Annotated in this window: 17 protein-coding genes and 1 tRNA gene; 8 read left to right on the top strand and 10 right to left on the bottom strand. The window is 72.1% G+C overall.

The window, feature by feature from the left end:
- Window positions 1-129: 129 nt before the first annotated feature.
- Entirely contained in the window at window positions 130-2,859 is a 2,730-nt protein-coding gene (gene ppc, locus IO20_RS0105240; protein WP_030546502.1) for a phosphoenolpyruvate carboxylase, read from the top strand.
- Between the two features lie 70 nt (window positions 2,860-2,929).
- Here the strand turns inward: ppc and IO20_RS41965 are convergent, their stop codons facing one another.
- The 7 genes from IO20_RS41965 to IO20_RS0105205 all read right to left on the bottom strand — a co-directional run bounded on the left by IO20_RS41965 (window position 2,930) and on the right by IO20_RS0105205 (window position 8,622).
- Window positions 2,930-3,703 (bottom strand): LPXTG cell wall anchor domain-containing protein, encoded by a 774-nt coding sequence (locus IO20_RS41965; protein ID WP_030546500.1) that lies wholly within the window; start codon window positions 3,701-3,703, stop codon window positions 2,930-2,932.
- A 168-nt stretch (window positions 3,704-3,871) separates the two neighbouring features.
- The gene (locus tag IO20_RS0105230; protein WP_030546498.1) at window positions 3,872-4,315 is read right to left on the bottom strand and encodes a hypothetical protein; all 444 of its coding nucleotides are present in this window, start codon (window positions 4,313-4,315) and stop codon (window positions 3,872-3,874) included.
- Between the two features lie 42 nt (window positions 4,316-4,357).
- A complete protein-coding gene (pth, locus tag IO20_RS0105225) occupies window positions 4,358-4,957 on the bottom strand; it encodes an aminoacyl-tRNA hydrolase (RefSeq protein WP_030210840.1) in 600 nt (199 codons plus the stop codon).
- 94 nt (window positions 4,958-5,051) lie between these two features.
- Complete coding sequence (locus tag IO20_RS0105220; protein ID WP_030546496.1) at window positions 5,052-5,633, bottom strand: 50S ribosomal protein L25/general stress protein Ctc; 582 nt, start codon at window positions 5,631-5,633, stop codon at window positions 5,052-5,054.
- Window positions 5,634-5,896: 263 nt separating this feature from the next.
- Window positions 5,897-6,871, bottom strand: a complete 975-nt coding sequence (locus tag IO20_RS0105215) for a ribose-phosphate diphosphokinase (protein WP_030210834.1) — start codon at window positions 6,869-6,871, stop codon at window positions 5,897-5,899.
- 121 nt (window positions 6,872-6,992) lie between these two features.
- Complete coding sequence (gene glmU, locus IO20_RS0105210; RefSeq protein ID WP_030546494.1) at window positions 6,993-8,441, bottom strand: bifunctional UDP-N-acetylglucosamine diphosphorylase/glucosamine-1-phosphate N-acetyltransferase GlmU; 1,449 nt, start codon at window positions 8,439-8,441, stop codon at window positions 6,993-6,995.
- A 109-nt stretch (window positions 8,442-8,550) separates the two neighbouring features.
- A tRNA-Gln gene (locus tag IO20_RS0105205) sits at window positions 8,551-8,622 on the bottom strand.
- Between the two features lie 131 nt (window positions 8,623-8,753).
- Between IO20_RS0105205 and IO20_RS0105200 the strand changes: the two genes are divergently transcribed.
- Entirely contained in the window at window positions 8,754-10,067 is a 1,314-nt protein-coding gene (locus IO20_RS0105200; protein WP_030546492.1) for a sensor histidine kinase, read from the top strand.
- A 10-nt stretch (window positions 10,068-10,077) separates the two neighbouring features.
- Here IO20_RS0105200 and IO20_RS0105195 read toward each other — a convergent pair whose 3' ends face one another.
- Both IO20_RS0105195 and IO20_RS0105190 read right to left on the bottom strand, forming a co-directional pair.
- Window positions 10,078-10,569: an SUKH-3 domain-containing protein gene (locus tag IO20_RS0105195; RefSeq protein ID WP_030546490.1), complete on the bottom strand. Its 492-nt coding sequence runs from the start codon at window positions 10,567-10,569 to the stop codon at window positions 10,078-10,080.
- A 10-nt stretch (window positions 10,570-10,579) separates the two neighbouring features.
- The gene (locus IO20_RS0105190) at window positions 10,580-11,092 is read right to left on the bottom strand and encodes a YwqJ-related putative deaminase (protein WP_030546488.1); all 513 of its coding nucleotides are present in this window, start codon (window positions 11,090-11,092) and stop codon (window positions 10,580-10,582) included.
- 267 nt (window positions 11,093-11,359) lie between these two features.
- On the opposite strand from IO20_RS0105190, the gene IO20_RS0105185 reads away from it, so the two are divergent.
- From IO20_RS0105185 to IO20_RS0105160, 6 genes are all read left to right on the top strand, one after another.
- Window positions 11,360-12,358: an SMI1/KNR4 family protein gene (locus IO20_RS0105185; RefSeq protein ID WP_030546486.1), complete on the top strand. Its 999-nt coding sequence runs from the start codon at window positions 11,360-11,362 to the stop codon at window positions 12,356-12,358.
- 7 nt (window positions 12,359-12,365) lie between these two features.
- Window positions 12,366-14,969: an SUKH-4 family immunity protein gene (locus tag IO20_RS37450; RefSeq protein ID WP_051874282.1), complete on the top strand. Its 2,604-nt coding sequence runs from the start codon at window positions 12,366-12,368 to the stop codon at window positions 14,967-14,969.
- A gap of 154 nt (window positions 14,970-15,123) precedes the next feature.
- Entirely contained in the window at window positions 15,124-16,047 is a 924-nt protein-coding gene (locus IO20_RS0105175) for a coiled-coil domain-containing protein (RefSeq protein ID WP_030546482.1), read from the top strand.
- A gap of 188 nt (window positions 16,048-16,235) precedes the next feature.
- A complete protein-coding gene (locus IO20_RS0105170) occupies window positions 16,236-16,808 on the top strand; it encodes a dihydrofolate reductase family protein (protein WP_030546480.1) in 573 nt (190 codons plus the stop codon).
- A 63-nt stretch (window positions 16,809-16,871) separates the two neighbouring features.
- Window positions 16,872-17,408, top strand: a complete 537-nt coding sequence (locus IO20_RS0105165) for a VOC family protein (RefSeq protein WP_030546478.1) — start codon at window positions 16,872-16,874, stop codon at window positions 17,406-17,408.
- Window positions 17,401-18,204, top strand: a complete 804-nt coding sequence (locus tag IO20_RS0105160; protein WP_030546476.1) for a MerR family transcriptional regulator — start codon at window positions 17,401-17,403, stop codon at window positions 18,202-18,204. Before IO20_RS0105165 ends, IO20_RS0105160 begins: the two co-directional genes overlap by 8 nt.
- 30 nt (window positions 18,205-18,234) lie before the next feature.
- Here the strand turns inward: IO20_RS0105160 and IO20_RS0105155 are convergent, their stop codons facing one another.
- On the bottom strand, window positions 18,235-18,723 hold the full coding sequence (locus IO20_RS0105155; protein ID WP_211270347.1) for an ATP-binding protein: 489 nt from the start codon (window positions 18,721-18,723) through the stop codon (window positions 18,235-18,237).
- Between the last annotated feature and the right edge of the window lie 2 nt (window positions 18,724-18,725).

Below are 18,725 nucleotides of genomic sequence, written 5' to 3'. Positions count from 1 at the left end.
AAGAGGGCACGAGAGGGGCAGGGCCATCGCCGAGCGGACGGACACCTATCCTGGGTGCGTCGGACAGCGCGGTCCGCAAGCCTCCAGTACCCCTCCAGACGTGCTCAAACACTGCAAGGAGCCGCACCTGTGAGCAGTGCCGACCAGACCCCCACCGCCAGCGCCGAGCTGCGCGCCGACATCCGCCGCCTGGGTGATCTCCTCGGCGAGACCCTCGTCCGCCAGGAAGGCCACGAACTCCTCGACCTCGTCGAGCGGGTCCGCAGCCTCACCCGCGAGAACGGCGACGACGCCGCCGAACTGCTCCGCGGCGTCGAACTGGAGACGGCCGCCAAGCTCGTGCGCGCCTTCTCCACCTACTTCCACCTCGCGAACGTCACCGAGCAGGTTCACCGCGGTCGCGAGATGCGCGAGAAGCGCGCCGCCGAGGGCGGCCTTCTCGCCCGCACCGCCGACATGCTCAAGGACGGCGATCCCGAGCACGTCCGCCAGACGGTCAAGAACCTCAACGTCCGGCCCGTCTTCACCGCGCACCCCACCGAGGCGGCCCGCCGCTCGGTCCTCAACAAGCTGCGCCGGATCGCCGCCCTCCTGGAGACCCCGGTCATCGAGGCCGACCGGCGCCGCCACGACCTGAGGCTCGCCGAGAACATCGACCTCATCTGGCAGACCGACGAACTCCGCGTCGTCCGGCCCGAGCCCGCCGACGAGGCCCGCAACGCCATCTACTACCTCGACGAGCTGCACGCCGGCGCCGTCGGCGACGTCCTGGAGGACCTCGCCGCCGAACTGGAGCGCGTCGGCGTCGAGCTGCCCGCCGGCACCCGCCCGCTCACCTTCGGCACCTGGATCGGCGGCGACCGCGACGGCAACCCCAACGTCACCCCCCAGGTGACCAGGGACGTCCTGATCCTCCAGCACGAGCACGGCATCACCGACGCCCTCGAACTCGTCGACTACCTCCGCGGCCTGCTCTCCAACTCCATCCGCTACACCGGAGCCACCCAGGAACTCCTGGACTCCCTCCAGCGCGACCTGGAACTCCTCCCGGAGATCAGCCCCCGCTACAAGCGGCTCAACGCCGAGGAGCCGTACCGCCTCAAGGCCACCTGCATCAGGCAGAAGCTCCTCAACACCCGCGAGCGCCTCGCCCAGGGCACCCCCCACCAGGACGGCCGCGACTACCTCGGCACCGCCGAGCTCGTCCAGGACCTCACCCTCATCCAGACCTCCCTGCGCGAGCACCGCGGCGGCCTCTTCGCCGACGGCCGGATGGACCGCACCATCCGCACCCTCTCCGCCTTCGGCCTCCAGCTCGCCACCATGGACGTCCGCGAGCACGCCGACGCCCACCACCACGCCCTCGGCCAGCTCTTCGACCGCCTCGGCGAGGAGTCCTGGCGGTACGCCGACATGCCGCGCGACTACCGGCAGAAGCTCCTCGCCAAGGAGCTGCGCTCGCGCCGCCCGCTCGCCCCCACGCCCGCCCCGCTCGACGCGGCCGGACAGAAGACCCTCGGCGTCTTCCACACCGTCAAGGAGGCCTTCGAGCGCTTCGGCCCCGAGGTCATCGAGTCGTACATCATCTCGATGTGCCAGGGCGCCGACGACGTCTTCGCCGCCGCCGTCCTCGCCCGCGAGGCCGGCCTCATCGACCTGCACGGCGGCTGGGCCAAGATCGGCATCGTGCCGCTCCTGGAGACCACCGACGAGCTCAAGGCCGCCGACGTCATCCTCGACGGCATGCTCGCCGACCCCTCCTACCGGCGCCTCGTCTCGCTCCGCGGCGACGTCCAGGAGGTCATGCTCGGCTACTCGGACTCCTCCAAGTTCGGCGGCATCACCACCAGCCAGTGGGAGATCCACCGCGCCCAGCGCCGCCTGCGCGACGTCGCCCACCGCTACGGCGTACGGCTCCGCCTCTTCCACGGCCGCGGCGGCACCGTCGGCCGCGGCGGCGGCCCCTCGCACGACGCGATCCTCGCCCAGCCCTGGGGCACCCTGGAGGGCGAGATCAAGGTGACCGAGCAGGGCGAGGTCATCTCCGACAAGTACCTGATCCCGTCGCTCGCCCGCGAGAACCTCGAACTGACCGTCGCGGCCACCCTGCAGGCCTCCGCCCTGCACACCGCGCCCCGCCAGTCCGACGAGGCCCTCGCGCGCTGGGACGCGGCCATGGACACCGTCTCCGACGCCGCCCACACCGCGTACCGCAAGCTCGTCGAGGACCCGGACCTGCCCGCGTACTTCTTCAAGGCGACCCCCGTCGACCAGCTCGCCGACCTCCACCTCGGCTCCCGGCCCTCGCGCCGCCCCGACTCGGGCGCGGGACTCGACGGACTCCGCGCCATCCCGTGGGTGTTCGGCTGGACCCAGTCCCGCCAGATCGTCCCCGGCTGGTTCGGCGTCGGCTCCGGCCTGAAGGCCCTGCGCGAGGCCGGACTCGACCCGGTCCTCGGCGAGATGTACGAGCAGTGGCACTTCTTCCGCAACTTCCTCGCCAACGTCGAGATGACGCTCGCGAAGACCGACCTGCGGATCGCCCGCCACTACGTCGACACCCTGGTCCCCGACGACCTCAAGCACGTCTTCGACACCATCGAGGCCGAGCACGCGCTGACCGTCGCCGAGGTCCTCAAGGTCACCGGTGGCGAGAAGCTCCTCGACTCCAACCCGGTCCTCCAGCAGACCTTCGCCATCCGCGACGCCTACCTGGACCCGATCTCCTACCTCCAGGTCGCCCTGCTCGACCGTCAGCGCAGCGCCGCCGAGCGCGGCGAGGAGCCGGACCCGCTGCTCGCACGGGCCCTGCTCCTCACCGTGAACGGCGTGGCGGCCGGCCTCCGCAACACCGGCTGACACCCTGCCCGTACGTACGACAGAGCCCCCGCCGGGGAATCCGGCGGGGGCTCCGTCATGACGGGGTGCGTCAGCCCTGCTGGCCGGCCTTGCGGCGACGGGTCACCAGGAACGCGCCGGCGCCCGCGAGGGCCACGGCCACGGCGGCGAGGATGCCGACGGGGGCGCTGGAGCCGGTCTCGGCCAGGTCGCCGTCGGTGCCACCGGTGCCGCCCGTGCCACCGGTCTCACCCGCGGGGGTGGACGCGGACGGCGAGGCGGTGCCGCCGGGGGTCTCGGAGACGCTCGGGCTCGCGGTCGGCGACACGGACTCGCTCGGCGTCACCGAGGGGGTGCCGGACGGGGTGCCGGTCGGCGTACCGGTCGACGGGGTGTCCGTCGGCGTCGGCGCGGTGGTGCTCGGCGTGCCGGTCGGGGTGGGGGTGGTGCTCGCCGGGCAGGCGTGGGACAGGTTGAACCAGCCCTGCTCGACCACACCGTTGACCTCGGCGACGGCCGAGGTCAGCTTGGCACCCGGCTCGGACGCCACGTACGCGTGGTCGTCCTTCGGCGGACCGAAGTCGGTGACGACGATCGGGTCACCGTTGTCGAAGGTCACCGTCAGCTTGGTGAACTCCACACCCTTGCCGGGGATGATGAAGTGCCAGCCGTCCTTGTCGGAGGGGATGCCGGGGCAGTCCTCCCCCTCCTTCGCGAACTCGGAGGCGCTGATCGGGGGGTTGGTCGGCTGGTGCAGCGGGAGTTCGTACGTCTTGCCCTCCGAAGCCGAAGCCGCCGGGGCCAGAACGAGAGAGCCCGCAACGGCCGCGACCAGCGCGCCGGCGGAAATCAGGGAGCGTCGCATGTGCAGTCGTCCATCTGTGGGATGAGGGATGCCGTGGGAGGTGGCGGGGGCAGCCTATCCGTCGCTTTAAGCAGGTCTTAAGCCAGAGGTCCATAACGATTGCGCCGGTTTACGGCGCAAACAAGACAGACCGTCAGGAACAACTCCCCACCCACCGACGCCATCCGGTCAAAGCGCCAGGAACGCCGCCACCAGCAGCGCCCCGCCCGCGCCCGCCGCCGACCACGCCGTCCGCGGCAACCGCAGACCGCCTCCGACCAGCGGCGCCGCCAGCAACAGCGCCCCGCCGAGCGGCAGCCACGCGTGCAGACCGCCGCCCCAGCCCGTCCGCACACCCTCGTCCGTCCCCGGCTTCACCACCACGGGGATCGTCAGGCCCTTCTCCGCGGCCACCGACTTCTCGATCGTCAGCGTCCGCCGCGTCGACGAGGCGTCCTCCGGGGCGTAGCGCCCGGTGCACGTCTTCTCCGTGCAGCCGGTCACCGTCAGCGTGCCGTGTTCCCGCCCCTTCGCGAGCAGGACGTGCTGGGCCGAGTCCCAGGAGGCCCAGGCTCCCGCGACGAGCAGCAGAAGGGCGACCAGGGCCATGGCGGCGTTACGGACGTGCGTCATGACCCGCGATCGTACAGTCGTACGTTCTGCCTGCCGCGCGCCCTACGCGTTGTACGCGGACTGCGCCCGCTCCAGACCCTCCGCGACCAGGCACTCCACCGAGTCCGCCGCCCGGTCCACGAACCAGTCCAGATCCTTGCGCTCGGCCGACGAGAAGTCCTTCAGGACGAAGTCCGCGACCTGCATCCGCCCCGGCGGACGCCCGATCCCGCACCGCACCCGGTGGTACTCCGGGCCCATCGACTTCGTCATCGACTTCAGACCGTTGTGCCCGTTGTCGCCGCCGCCGATCTTCAGCCGCAGCACCCCGTAGTCGATGTCCAGCTCGTCGTGGATCGCCACGATCCGCGCCGTCGGCACCTTGTAGAAGTCCCGCAGCGCCGTCACCGGCCCTCCGGACAGGTTCATGTACGACATCGGCTTCGCGAGGACGACCCGGCGGCTCGAAGGTCCCGGAGGCCCCATCCGGCCCTCCACGACCTGCGCCTGCGCCTTCTGCGCCCGCTTGAACGAACCTCGCATCCGGTCCGCGAGCAGATCCACCACCATGAAGCCGATGTTGTGGCGGTTGGCCGCGTACTCCGGTCCCGGGTTGCCGAGACCGACGATCAGCCAGGGGGCGTTCGGGTCGTCGTCCGTCATGTGCGTCAGGTCTCCTCGTGTCCGTCCGTACAAGAGAAACGGGGTGACGGGCCGATCGGCCCGTCACCCCGTCACGTCAGGCAGAGCCTACGGCTCAGGCCTCGGCGCCCTCGGCGGCGTCGGCGGCCGGCTCCTCGGCCTGGGCGGCCAGGATCTGGATGACGACGGCGTCGGGGTCGGTCACCAGGGTGGTGCCGGCCGGCAGCTCGATGTCCTTGGCGAGGATGGAGTTACCGGCCTCCAGGCCCTCGATGGAGACGGTGACGGAGGTCGGGATGTGCGTGGCCTCGGTCTCGACGGAGAGCGTGTTCAGCACGTTCTCGACGAGGAAGCTGCCGGGGGCCAGGTCGCCCTCGGTCTCGACGACGACCTCGACGGTGACCTTCTCGCCACGGCGCACGAGGAGCAGGTCGACGTGGATGAGGAAGCCCTTGATGGCGTCACGCTGGACGGCCTTCGGGATCGCCAGCTCGTTCTTGCCGTCGACGTCCAGGGAGAGCAGGACGTTCGGCGTACGCAGCGCGAGCGCCAGGTCGTGGGCCGGGAGGGTCACGTGCGCCGGCTCGGCACCGTGGCCGTAGACGACGGCGGGAACCTGGCCGTCACGGCGGATCGCGCGGGCGGCGCCCTTGCCGAACTCGGTACGGACGGAAGCGGCGAGCTTGATCTCGGCCATGGTGCACTCCTCGTAGAAAGGTGACGAAAAAACCGGGTCACCCGGCCACGACTGGCGATGGCCTGCTACGAAGAGCGCGTCGATAACGGACCGCCGTGACCCTGTACGGACGTACGGGTACGGCCTCCCTCGCCGAGCAACTACGGCAGTCTACCGGCCACCCGCCCTACCGCCCAATTCGATCACCGGGGACCTCCCCGGGCACACGACGGAGGGCCGCTCCCCCGGACGGGGAACGGCCCTCACGGTCACTGCTCGGAGACTCAGTGCTCCTCGAAGAGGCTCGTCACCGAACCGTCCTCGAACACCTCACGCACCGCGCGCGCGATCGTCGGCGCGATCGACAGCACCGTGATCTTGTCCAGTTCGAGCGCACCCGGCACCGGCAGCGTGTCCGTGAACACGAACTCGCTGACCTTCGAGTTCTTCAGACGATCGGCGGCCGGCCCCGAAAGGATGCCGTGCGTCGCCGTCACGATGACGTCCTCCGCACCGTGCGCGAACAGGGCGTCCGCGGCGGCGCAGATCGTGCCGCCGGTGTCGACCATGTCGTCCACCAGGACACAGACGCGGCCCTTCACGTCACCGACGACCTCGTGCACGGTGACCTGGTTGGCGACGTCCTTGTCACGACGCTTGTGCACGATCGCCAGCGGCGCGTCCAGACGGTCGCACCAGCGGTCGGCGACCCGCACGCGGCCCGCGTCCGGGGAGACGATCGTCAGCTTGGAGCGGTCGACCTTCGCACCCACGTAGTCCGCGAGCACCGGCAGCGCCGACAGGTGGTCCACCGGGCCGTCGAAGAAGCCCTGGATCTGGTCCGTGTGCAGGTCGACGGTGAGGATGCGGTCCGCACCCGCCGTCTTCAGCAGGTCCGCCACCAGACGCGCCGAGATCGGCTCACGGCCGCGGTGCTTCTTGTCCTGACGGGCGTAGCCGTACGACGGGACGATCACGGTGATGCTCCGCGCGGAGGCCCGCTTCAGAGCGTCGACCATGATGAGCTGCTCCATGATCCACTTGTTGATCGGAGCCGTGTGGCTCTGGATCAGGAAGCAGTCCGCGCCACGGGCCGACTCCTGGAAGCGGACGTAGATCTCACCGTTGGCGAAGTCGAACGCCTTGGTCGGAACGAGGCCGACACCCAGCTGGTGCGCGACCTCCTCGGCCAGCTCGGGGTGGGCGCGGCCGGAGAAGAGCATCAGCTTCTTCTCGCCGGTCGTCTTGATCCCGGTCACAGCACTGTCTCCTCAGACGTGTTGTCTGGTCGCCAACCACGAGCTGTCGTGCGCGTGTGCGAGCCAGCCGAATTTGTGTGCACGTATCACGGTACGCCGAGTTCGACGCACCTGTTTCCGGTCAGCTTTCGCCGGCGGAGTCCTCGGATGCTGCCTGAGCGGCCTGCGCGGCAGCGCTGCCGGGCCGCTTCCTGGCCACCCAACCCTCGATATTCCGCTGCTGGCCCCGGGCGACGGCGAGCGAACCCGCCGGCACGTCCTTCGTGATCACGGACCCGGCGGCGGTGTACGCGCCGTCCCCGATCGTGATGGGAGCCACAAACATGTTGTCCGAGCCGGTGCGGCAGTGTGAGCCGATCGTGGTGTGGTGCTTCGTCTCGCCGTCGTAGTTCACGAAGACGCTCGCCGCGCCGATGTTCGTGTACTCGCCGATCGTCGCGTCGCCCACGTACGACAGGTGGGGGACCTTGGTGCCCTCGCCGATCGTCGCGTTCTTCATCTCGACGTACGTACCGGCCTTGGCCTTCTTGCCGAGGCTCGTCCCCGGACGCAGGTAGGCGAACGGGCCCACGGAGGCGCTCTCGCCGATCACGGCGGAGTCGGCGACCGTGTTGTCCACCCGGGCGCCCTTGCCGACGGTGCAGTCCTTGAGCCGCGTGTTCGGGCCGACCTCGGCGTCCTCGCCGATGTGCGTGGCGCCGAGTAGCTGCGTACCCGGGTGGATCACGGCGTCCGGCTCGAACGTCACCGTCACGTCCACGAACGTGGAGGACGGGTCGACGACGGTCACGCCGGCCAGCATGGCCCGCTCGACCAGCCGCTGGTTCAGCAGGGCGCGGGCCTCGGCGAGCTGCACCCGGTTGTTGATGCCGAGGATCTCGCGGTGGTCGCCGGCGATGGAGGCGCCCACCCGGTGACCGGCCTCGCGCAGGATCGAAAGGACGTCGGTGAGGTACTCCTCGCCCTGGCTGTTGTCCGTCCGCACCTTGCCGAGCGCGTCGGCGAGCAGCTGCCCGTCGAACGCGAACACGCCGGAGTTGATCTCACGGATGGCGAGCTGCGCGGGGGAGGCGTCCTTGTGCTCGACGATCTCGGTCACGGCGCCGGTGTCGGCGTCCCGCACGATCCGCCCGTAGCCGGTGGAGTCCGGCACCTCGGCGCTGAGCACGGTGACGGCGTTGCCGTCGGCGGCGTGGGTGTCGGCGAGGGCCCGCAGGGTCTCGCCGGACAGCAGCGGGGTGTCGCCGCAGACGACGACGACGGTGCCGTCGGGCGCCTTGCCCAGCTCTTCGAGGGCCATCCGCACGGCGTGCCCGGTGCCGTTCTGCTCCTCCTGGACGGCGGTACGGGTCCCGGCGTAGTGCTCCTCCAGGTGACCCTTCACCTGCTCACGGGCGTGCCCGACGACCACGACGAGGTGCTCGGGCTCCAGCTCGCGGGCGGCCGAGACGACGTGCCCGACGAGGGACCGCCCGGCGATCTCGTGCAGGACCTTGGGGGTCTTCGACTTCATGCGGGTGCCCTCACCCGCTGCGAGGACGACGACGGCTGCCGGGCGATTGGCGCTCACGGGAATGCCCTTCGGCTTTGGGTGGTGGACGCACGAAGGATACCGGGGTGACGGGCGGCGGACATGAGTGCGGGTCCTGACCCGTGAGGGCAGGACCCGGATGAAGAAGCTCCCCCGCCAGGACTCGAACCCGGACATAAGGCACCAAAAGCCTCAGTGCTGCCAATTACACCACAGGGGATGGCGTGTAGTGCCAAAGCGGACATCCCGTCGGTCCTGTGCCCTGGCGGCCTCCACTATGCCGTACCAGGCGCCTTCCATGCGACGGTATAGCTCGGCACTGCCGGGGGGCACGCCCGTAGGGTGGGTGGCATGACCGTGACGGGGGCAGACCGGGACGCTGGGGGCGTCCGGAGTTGGTTGTGGTGGGGGAGACGGCGGAGTGCCGTCCTCGATGTCGGGCTCGCGTTCGTGTCCGCGCTGGAGTGCGCGGTCGAAGGCGTCGGGTTCGCCGAGAAGGCCGGGCTTCCCGTGCCCGTGGGGGTGCTGTTCGGGCTCGTCGTCGGGTCCGTCCTCGTCGTGCGGCGGCGGTGGCCCATCGGCGTCGTGCTCGTGTCGATCGCCGTCGCGCCCGCCGAGATGGGCTTCCTCATGGGGATCGTCGGGCTGTACACGCTCGCCGCCTCCGAGGTGCCGCGCCGGATCACCGCCGTGCTCGCGGGGATGTCGACGGTCGCCGTGTTCGTCGTGACCGTGGTCCGGATGCGGCAGGACGTCGCCCAGGCCGACGTCGGAGAGCCGGACATCGACCCGAGCGGCTGGTACGTGCCCGTCGTCTCGGTGTTCATGACCCTCGGGCTCAACGCGCCGCCGCTGCTCTTCGGCCTCTACATAGGGGCGCGCCGCCGGCTCATGGAGAGTCTCCGGGAGCGGGCGGACAGCCTGGAGCAGGAGCTGTCGCTGCTCGCGGACCGGGCGGAGCAGCGGGCGCAGTGGGCGCGGCAGGAGGAGCGGACGCGGATCGCGCGGGAGATGCACGACGTGGTGGCGCACCGGGTGTCGCTGATGGTGGTGCACGCCGCCGCGCTCCAGGCGGTGGCCCTGAAGGATCCGCAGAAGGCCGTGCGGAACGCCGCGCTCGTGGGGGACATGGGGCGGCAGGCGTTGACCGAGCTGCGGGAGATGCTGGGGGTGCTCCGGGAGGGGACGGCTCCGGCTCCGGCTCCGGTGCCGTTGGCCGCTGTCGGTCGGGCGGCCGCCGCGGCGGCGGAGGCCGCCGCCGAGGACGGGCCGTGCCTGGACGCCCTGGAGGCCCTGTGCGAGCAGTCGCGGCTCGCGGGGGCGGCGGTGGAGTTCGTGGTGGTGGGTGAGCCACGGGCGTACGCGCCGGAAGTGGAGCGCACGGCGTACCGGGTGGTGCAGGAGGCGCTCACGAACGTCCACAAGCACGCGGCGGGCGCGAAGGTCGTGGTCCGGCTCGCGCACCGGGAGGCCGAGGTCGCGATGCAGGTGGAGAACGGTCCGTGTCCTTCGGACGCGGGTGACGCGGACGTACGGCTGCCGAGCGGCGGGAACGGGCTCGTCGGGATGCGGGAGCGGGTGCTGCGGCTCGGCGGCGTGTTCGTCTCGGGGGAGACCGACGCCGGCGGGTTCAAGGTGTCCGCGGTACTGCCCGACCGGCCCTAGGTCCTGGGCCCTAGCCCGCGGTGAGGCGGGTCGGCTGGGCGCCGGTGACGAGGGTCGAGAGGGCCGCGTCGATGTCCTTGCCCAGGTACCAGTCGCCCGCGTGGTCGAGGCTGTAGACGCGGCCTTCGGCGTCCATCGCGAGGAGGGCCTGGTGGTCGCCCTCCTCGCCGAGCGGTGCGATCTCCGTGTCCAGGGCGCGGCCGAGGTCGGCGAGGGTGCGGGAGAGGTGGAGTCCGGCGAGCGGGTCGAAGCGGACGGCGGCGGGAGCTATCTGCCGGCCGTGGCCGGGTGCGGTGATCCGCAGGCCGCCGAATTCGGCCCAGGCCTCGACGGCGGCGGGGAAGACGCTGTGCCGGTGGCCGGCGGGGGAGACGTGGGCGCGCAGGGCGTCGGCCCATTCTTCGGCGAGCTTGATGTCCCAGCGGCCGGGCTGCCAGCCGGCCTCGCGGAGGGCGGCGTCGACGTTGACCGGGAAGCGGGTGGTGCTGAGGTGGTCGGGCATGGGTGTGCGGTCAGCCGTTCTCGACAGGCGTGGTGGGGTCGACGGCGCGGACGCCGAAGTGGGCGAGCATCGCCGTACAGGAGCGGCAGGGCGCGGCGTAGCTGCCGTGCAGCGGGTCGCCGTCCTCGCGGATGCGGCGGGCGGTGATCTTGGCGTGCTTGAGGGAGCGGCGGGCCTCGCCGTGGGTCAGGGGCTTGCGCTGCGCGCGCTTGGAGCGGCTCGTCTCCGTGGCCGTGAGGTGCCGGGAGAGCAGGATCGCTTCGGGGCAGCGCCCGGTGAAGCGCTCCCGCTGGCTGCTGGTGAGGGTGTCCAGGAAGTCCTGGACGAGGGCGTGCAGGGCCGGCGGGCGGTCACCCCGGCCGGCGGTGCACGTGAGGGTCTCGCCGCGCACGGAGAGGGCGGCCCCGACGGTGGGAAGGATTCCGTCGCGACGGTGACGCAGTAAGGGTGCCCGGGTGGCCTCGGCGCTGCTGCTCCAGTTGAGGCGTGGGTCACCCTGTGTGGGTGTCGTTGCTGTGTGCATGGTGCTGGTCTTCCCCTCCTGCAATCCCCCGAGTTGCGTGCACAGCCTGCCAAATAGGAAGCCACATGGGGAAGCTGGGGCGGGGAAACGTGGCTTCGGTGTGTCGGAATCATGGTCCACCTGTCATGGGCTCGTGACACTTGGTGACCGTCGGATCGGGCCGGTTCGGGCTCTTGTGGCAGCGCATAGGCTGTGCGGCATCAGTCAGCAGCAGCCAGCGGCTGCGGGTAGTAGCAGTCAGCGACGCCAGTGCAGGGGGCAACCGCCATGACGACAGGTCGGCTCGGGCAGGACACCGCGCCACCGAACGCGGCCTATGCCGGGCAGGTCGTGCACTTCCCGGACCCGGTCCGTGCCTCCCGGCATCCGCGAGGGGTGCGGGTCGACGAGTTCGGCCATCCGGACTTCTCGCCGTACGCGCGTGCGGCGGCGGAGATCGCCGACCCGCCGGAGGGCTTCGGGGTCGACGAGCTGCGGCTCACGGACTACGTGTCGGCGAACGCGGCGATGGCCGCGACCGGCCATGAGCTGTGGGACACGATTCCCGCGGTGGCGACGCCGCACGGCTGGACGTGGCACCACGTGGCGCGCAGTCGCCGGATGGAGCTGGTCCCGGTCGAGGTGAAGGCGCTCCTTCGCCACCACGGCGGGGTGGCGACGGCTGCCGTCGACCACGCGAAGCGGGGTACGCGTCCGCTGCAGGAGACCCGGCCGGTGCACTTCGGGCTGCCGAAGGGCGTGGTGTCGGTGTCGGAGCAGCAGTTGCAGGGTGTCGAGGAGGACCTCGGCTACCGGCTGCCGGGGGCGTACCGCTCGTTCCTGAAGGCGGCGGGCGGCTGCGCCCCGGTGGGTGCGGCGCTGGACGCGGAGCTGGGGCTCCTGGTGGACCAGCCGTTCTTCACGGTGCGGGAGGAGGCGGGCGTCAACGACCTGGTGTACGTCAACAAGTGCCTCCGTGACCATCTGACCAAGGACTATCTGGGCGTGGCGTTCGTCCAGGGCGGTCTGATCGCGCTGAAGGTGCGGGGCGAGGGGGTCGGGTCGGTGTACTTCTGCGCCTACGACGACGCCCGGGACTCCGGCGAGGTGGCGGCCGGCTGGTCGGTGGGTGAGCGGGTGGAGCGTCTGCTGCTGCCCTGTGGTGCGGACTTCGACGTGTTTCTGCAGCGTCTCGCGGGCAATCCGCCGGAGCTGGAGACGGTGGCGAACCTGATGGTGGACGGTGGCTTCGCGCGTGCGGTGCCCGTGGTCCCGGTGGGGGAGTGAGTGGGCTGTGGTGACGTTCGCGCAGGCGCAGGAGCGCGCCGAGGAGTGGATCAACGGCGAGCTGCCGTCGTACCAGCACCGTGAGGTGCGGGTCCGGGAGTTCGAGCTGGGGTTCGTGGTGTGGGCGGAGGACCGCGAGGGCGGTCCGACGTCGGACGGCGGGCGTCAGCGGCTCGTGATCGCCCGGGACAGCGGTGAGGCGACGCTGTGGCCGGGGCTGCCGGTGGGTGAGGTGATCCGGCGGTACGAGGAGGAGTACGGGGCGGCGGAGGAGGTTCCGGCGCAGGCGGCTGTTCCCGCGGCCCGGATCGATCTGAACCAGACGTCCTTCCTGCTGACTCCGCCGGAGTGGTTGCAGGACGCGGCGGACAAGGTGGGTCTGCCGCAGCGGCCGAACGTGTCGCAGGAGAGCGGGAGTTCGTCGGCTCCGGCGGATGACGCGTCCGATCCGGTGAGCGCGGTGGGGGCGGGGCCGTCGGCCTCGGTGGCTTCCTCCACCTCCTCTGCCTCCTCGGTTTCTTCGGCTTCGTCTGCTTCGTCTGCTTCGGATTCGGTGGGCGGTGGCGTCGCGTACGAGCCGACGGCGATGGACGGGGTTCCGGCGGAGACGCCGGCGGCGCCCGTACCTACGCCCGCGCCCGTACCCGCGCACGCGCCTGCCCCGGCGGCTCCGCCCGCGTCCGTGGCCAGCCCGTGGGTCGACGCCAACGCGAGCTCCGGCGGGGCCGACGGGGCGGTGCCGTTGCCCGCGACCGTCTTCGCGCCGGCACTGTCCGGGGCGGACGACGAGGACGCCCCGCCTCCGCAGGTGGGTGCCGACGCGCCGACCGCCCTGATGCAGGGGGGCAGCGCGCTGCCCCCGACCGCCGTGGCGCCCCGGCTCGACCCGGCCGCGCCGAGGCCGGGCGGTGTTCCGGCGCCCCCGCCCGGGCCGCCCGCCCCCGCGATGCCCGGCCCCTCGCCGCTGCCTCCGCAGGCCGGTCCTGCCGGCCAGGCCGGTCCCGTCGCCCCGGGTGGGCCCGGGGTTCCGCCGCCGCCCGCTCCCGCGCCCTCGGCGCCCGGCGGCGCGGACATCGCGGATGCCGCGACCAGCAAGGCCACGCTGCCGCCGAAGGCCGGACGCGGTCCGGCGTCGCCTCCTCCGCCGCCCGGAGCCCCGGGCGTGCCGGGTGCCTCGTCGGGTGCCAACGCGTACATCCCCACGCAGCTGGTGTCGCAGCTCGGGCCCGAGGGGCTCCAGCCGCCCGCGCCGCCCGCTCAGCCCGGGCCGCCCGGTGCGCCGCCCGCTCCGGCTCCGCCCGGTCCGCCGACGCCGCCGCAGCCCGTGCACCACGCGGCGACGATGCTGGCGCACCCGAGCCAGGGCGGTCAGGCCGCGCCCCCGCCGCCTCCGCCGCCGCCGGGCATGCCCGGTGCGCCCGGTACGCCGGCGGGCGGCATCGCGCATGCCGCGACGATGCTGGCGCACCCGGGTCCCGCCGGCCCTTCGGCGCCGCAGCCTCCGGGTCCGCCGGCTCCGCCGCCGCCGGTGCACGGTCACACGCCCCCGCCGGTGCACGGCGGTCACGCGCCGCCGCCCGGGCCGGGGCCCGTCCCCGGTCCCGTACCCCCGGCGTACGGATATCCGCAGCCGGCGGGTCAGCCGACGGTCGGACCCGGCTACCAGGCGGTGCTGCGCTATCGGGCGCCCGACGGTTCCGAGGCGCAGATCATCCGGCGTTCGGCGCCGGGCACTCCGCATCCGGAGTGGCAGATCCTGCACGAGCTGCGCGCGATGAACGTGCCGCCGCAGCAGGTGCTCGAACTGCACACGGAGCTGGAGTCCTGTGAGCTGCCGGGTGGTTACTGCGCGCGGATGATCCGGGAGACGTGGCCGCAGGCGCGGATCACCAGCATCGCCCCGTACGGTCGCGATCACACGGGCCGTCAGCAGGGCATGCGGCAACTCCTCACGCATCAGGGCGAGTTGCACCAGGTCGCGGACGGTCCGGCGCGGCCCGCGCCGGTACGGGCGCCGCTGCCGCAGGTGCAGCCGGCTCCGCCGGTTCCGCCGGAGGCGATCGCGCAGGAGCTGGCCGGGGCGTTCGGTCCCGGCATCCTCCGCTTCGACCAGCGCGCGGTGTCCCGTCAGGGGGTGCCCGAGCTGGTGGCGCGGACGCTGGTGTGGGCGGGTCTGCCGGCCGACTTCGGGCCGTTCTTCTGGGCGCAGCCGGCCGTGCCGGTGGTGCCGACGCTGGCCGAGCTGGCGGCGCAGCGGCAGGTCCAGGCCGCGCCGGACGCGAGCTCGTACCTGGTGCTCGGTTCGGACTTCGGGCGGGCGCTGTGCGTCCAGTACGGGACCGCGCACATCGTGGCGGTGCCGGTGGAGGCCGGTCCCGGCGGGCAGTCGGTGCCGCCGCAGTTCGTGAACACCGGGCTGCCGGAGTTCGCCCGCTCGATGGCGCTCCTCGGCCGGATGTGGCGGCTGCGGTTCGGGCTCAACCCGGAGCAGGCGGGCCGCTGGACGGTCGACTTCCAGGCGCAGTTGGCGATGCTGGACCCGGCGGCGCTGTCGTCGCCGGAGAACTGGTGGTCGGTGCTCCTGGAGCAGATGTGGGACGGCCTGCTGTGAGGACGGCGGTCCAGGTTTCCCGCTGACCCGGGTGGACAGGATGCGCTGAACGGAATGTGATGAAGGGCGCTCGACGTGTATGCACGTTGAGCGCCTTTTGTCCGTTCCGATGGAGCATCCTGGACGTTCGGGACAGAGGGAAGGGGCGTCAGGGATGGGTTTCGCTGTCGGACGGGGGCGCGGGTACCGGCCCGAGCAGGTCGACCGCTATCTCGCCGCGCTCTCCGAGGACCGCGACGGAGCCTGGGAACGGGCGGCCCGGCTGACGGTCCTGGCGAAGGAGATGGAGACCGAGGCGGCCCGGCTGCGGGAGGTCGTCGAGGCGCTCGCGCCGCAGCGGTACGAGTCGCTCGGCGCCCGCGCCCAGAAGATCCTGGAGCTGGCCGAGCTGGAGGACGAGACGCTCGTACGGGAGGCGGAGGCGGAGGCCCAGTCCCTCGCGGAGGCGGCCGACGCGGCGGGCCGGGAGGCGGCGGAGGCGGCGCGGGCGTACGCGGAGGGCGTCCGGGAGGCGGCCGAGGCGGCGGCCCGCGCGACCCTGGAGGCGGCGCGGGGTCGGGCCGAGGGACTGACGACGGAGGCGGACCGCGAGGCGGAGGAGCTGCGGTCGGCGGCGCGCGAGGTCTTCGAGGAGACCGAGCGGCGCGCGGCGGAACTCCTGGCGGCACAGCGCGAGGAGCAGACGGCCGTACGGGACGAGGCCGAGCGCGAGGCGGAGGGCCGCGCGGCCGTCCTGGACGCCCGCCACGACGAGCAGCTCGCCCGCGCGGAGGCCCGGCTCGCGGAGGCGCAGAAGGCACTGACGAAGACGGAGGAGCAGGCCAGGCACGGCCAGGAGGACGCGGAGGCGCGAGCGGGAGAACTGCTCGCGGAGGCGCGGCTGAAGGCGGAGCGGACCGAACGCGAGACGGAGCGGGTGCTGCGGGAGCACGAGGAGGCGCGGGACGAGATGCACGCGCACATGGACCACATCCGCAACGCGCTCGCGGCGCTGACGGGGCGGGGGGCGGACCCGGCCCCGGCACCTGACCGGGAACCGGACGAGGACGGGCGTCCGGGCGCCGACGAGGAGAGCTGACCCGGGTCGCCGCTCGTGCGACGCGACGCGAAGGGGGTCTGCGCACCCCGGAGTTCAGGGGCCGGCGCTCCGGGGCCCGATGGCCCGGAAATTCCTTCCGCCGGAATGTCGAGCGGTGTCGGTCGGCTCCGACCAAGGGGTGAGAGCGGGCCGCAAGGGCGGTGCGCGTCACCGGAAGGCAGGACCCCGTGGGCCGGATCATCCACTTCGTGCACCAGTCCCTCGACGGCTTCATCGCCGGGCCGAACGGTGAGTTCGACTGGCCGGCCATGGGCCCCGAGCTTTCCGCGTACACCGGGGAACTGACCGCCGGTGACACCGTCTTCCTCTACGGCCGCAAGGTCTGGGACCTGATGTCCGGCTTCTGGCCGAATGCCGAGCGGTACTCGCGGGACCCGCACGACCTGGCCTTCGCGCCGGTCTGGCGCGAGACCCCGAAGGTCGTGGTCTCGCGGACCCTCGCCGGCAGGGACCTCGGCTGGAACACCACCGTCGTCTCCGAGAACGTCGCCGCGGAGCTGACGGCGCTGGCGGAGGCCGGCAAGACCCTGGTGCTGTTCGGCGGAGCCGAGCTGGCCGCCCACCTCGGCGCGCACGGTGCCATCGACGACTACCACGTCGTCGTCCACCCGGTGCTCCTCGGCGGCGGCGCCCCGGCTTTCCGCCCCGCGGAGCACCGTACGGAACTGGAGACGGTGGAGACCCGGACGTTCGACGGCCGCTCCGTCCTCCTGCGCCACCGCGTCGTACGCGAGGCCTAGGGGACTGTCCGCCCGTGGATTCCGCTTGACCCTCACGTTGCGTGAGGCTGGAGGGTGGCGTGCATGAGCGACTACTACAACGCGTTCGAGACCAGCCCCGTCCCCTCTCCCGGCCCGGACGCGGTTCCGCCGGAGCTGTTCCGCGGCATCTACGGAATGCCCGCGTTCGTGACGATCCCCACGAGTGATCTGGCGGCGTCGGTGGACTTCTGGGTTCGAGGGCTCGGGTTCTTCGAGCTGTTCAGCATCCCCGGGACGCTGGTGCATCTGCGCCGGTGGGCGTTCCAGGACGTACTCCTCGTCCAGGCGGAGAGCGTTCCGGAGCAGGCGCCGGCGATGAGCCTCAGTTTCGCGTGCGTGCTCAGCCAGGTCGATTCCCTTGTCGAGGCCTGCCGTGCGTTGCGCCCGGACTCGGTCGACGGCTCACGGGACACCCCTTGGAACACCCGCGATGTGGAGGTGATCACCCCCGAGAACGCACGGATCGTCCTCACCGCGGCGAAGCCCTTCGATCCGGCCAGTCAGGAGGCGCGGAACCTCGAAGCCATCGGGATCACCCCACCGGGCGCCGGTGGTGGGGACAATGGGGAGCATGCCTGATGCCACTGACGCCGATGGCCTGACCGTCGGTCAGGTCTCGGCGCGCCTGGGCGTGACCGTCCGCGCGCTGCACCACTGGGACGAGATCGGTCTGGCGCGACCGTCGCTGCGCACGGCTGCCGGATACCGGCTCTACACCGCCGGTGATCTCGAACGCCTGCACCGCATCGTCGTCTACCGGGAGATCGGACTGGGCCTGGACAAGATCCAGGGCATCCTGGACCACTCGACGACGGACGTGCCCGGCGCGTTGCGCGCGCAGCGCACCCAGGTCGCCGAACGGATCGACCGCCTTCAGCGGCTCGGCGTCGGACTGGACCGGATGATCGACGCCCACGAGCGCGGCCTGCTGTTGACCGTCGAGGAGCAGGCCGCGATCTTCGGCCCCCAGTGGGACCCGGACGGGCCCGCCCGAGCCCGTCAGCGCTACGGAGACACCACGCAGTGGCGGCAGTACGCCGAGCGCTCGGCGTCTCGCGGTCCGGAGGAATGGCAGGCCGTCGCCGACGCCATGGTCGGCCTCGACCGCGCGCTCGCGGATGCGATGGACGCCGGCGTCGCACCGGGCAGCGCGGAGGCCGGTCGACTCGTCGGCCGGCACCGCGAGGTCTTCGCCTCGTACTTTCCCCTCACCAGGCAGATGCAGGTCTGTCTCGGCCGCATGTACGAGGCCGATCCTGGATTCGCCGCCCACTACGACGGCATCCGCTCCGGTCTTGCCGCGTGGCTCCGCCGCATCATCGACGCCGATGCGCGCGCGCATGGCATCGACCCCGACACCGCGACCTGGCAGTAGGCCGGGGCCCGGGTGCCCGCCCCCCGGCCCTCAGGTGAGAAGACACTCCGCCCACACCGTCTTGCCCGGGGCGCCGAGCCTCGGGCACCAGCCCCAGCGCTCGGCGAGCGCCTCGACGAGCAGCAGACCCCGCCCGCCGTCGCCGAGTTCCGCACTGGTCCCGGGCAGCTTCCCCGGCCGGGGCGGTACGCGCTCGGCCCGGGTGTCGCTCACCTCGATCCGCGCGACGGGCCGGGGCGCGCCCGTGACCCGGAGGACCAGCCGGAAGTCCCGCCCCGGCACATGCCCGTGCCGCACCGCGTTCGCGGCCAGCTCGGCGGCGACCAGGACGACGGTCTCGTGCGGACCGGTCCCGTACGGGACGCCCCACTCGTCGAGCCGCACGCCGACCAGTCGGCGGGCGAGCCGGGCGCCCCGGGGGGTCGAGGTGAACCGCAGGGCGAAGACCCTGCATCCCAAGTAAGGCGAGGGGCAGCCGAGTTGGGCGGGGTCGGTGGGGCTGAGGTTGTTGCTTTTCATGC

The organism is Streptomyces exfoliatus, from assembly GCF_000725545.1.
GTDB lineage: Bacteria > Actinomycetota > Actinomycetes > Streptomycetales > Streptomycetaceae > Streptomyces > Streptomyces exfoliatus.
The sequence above is the reverse complement of the archived record's forward strand: the minus strand, read 5'-3'. Positions and strand labels throughout refer to the sequence as shown.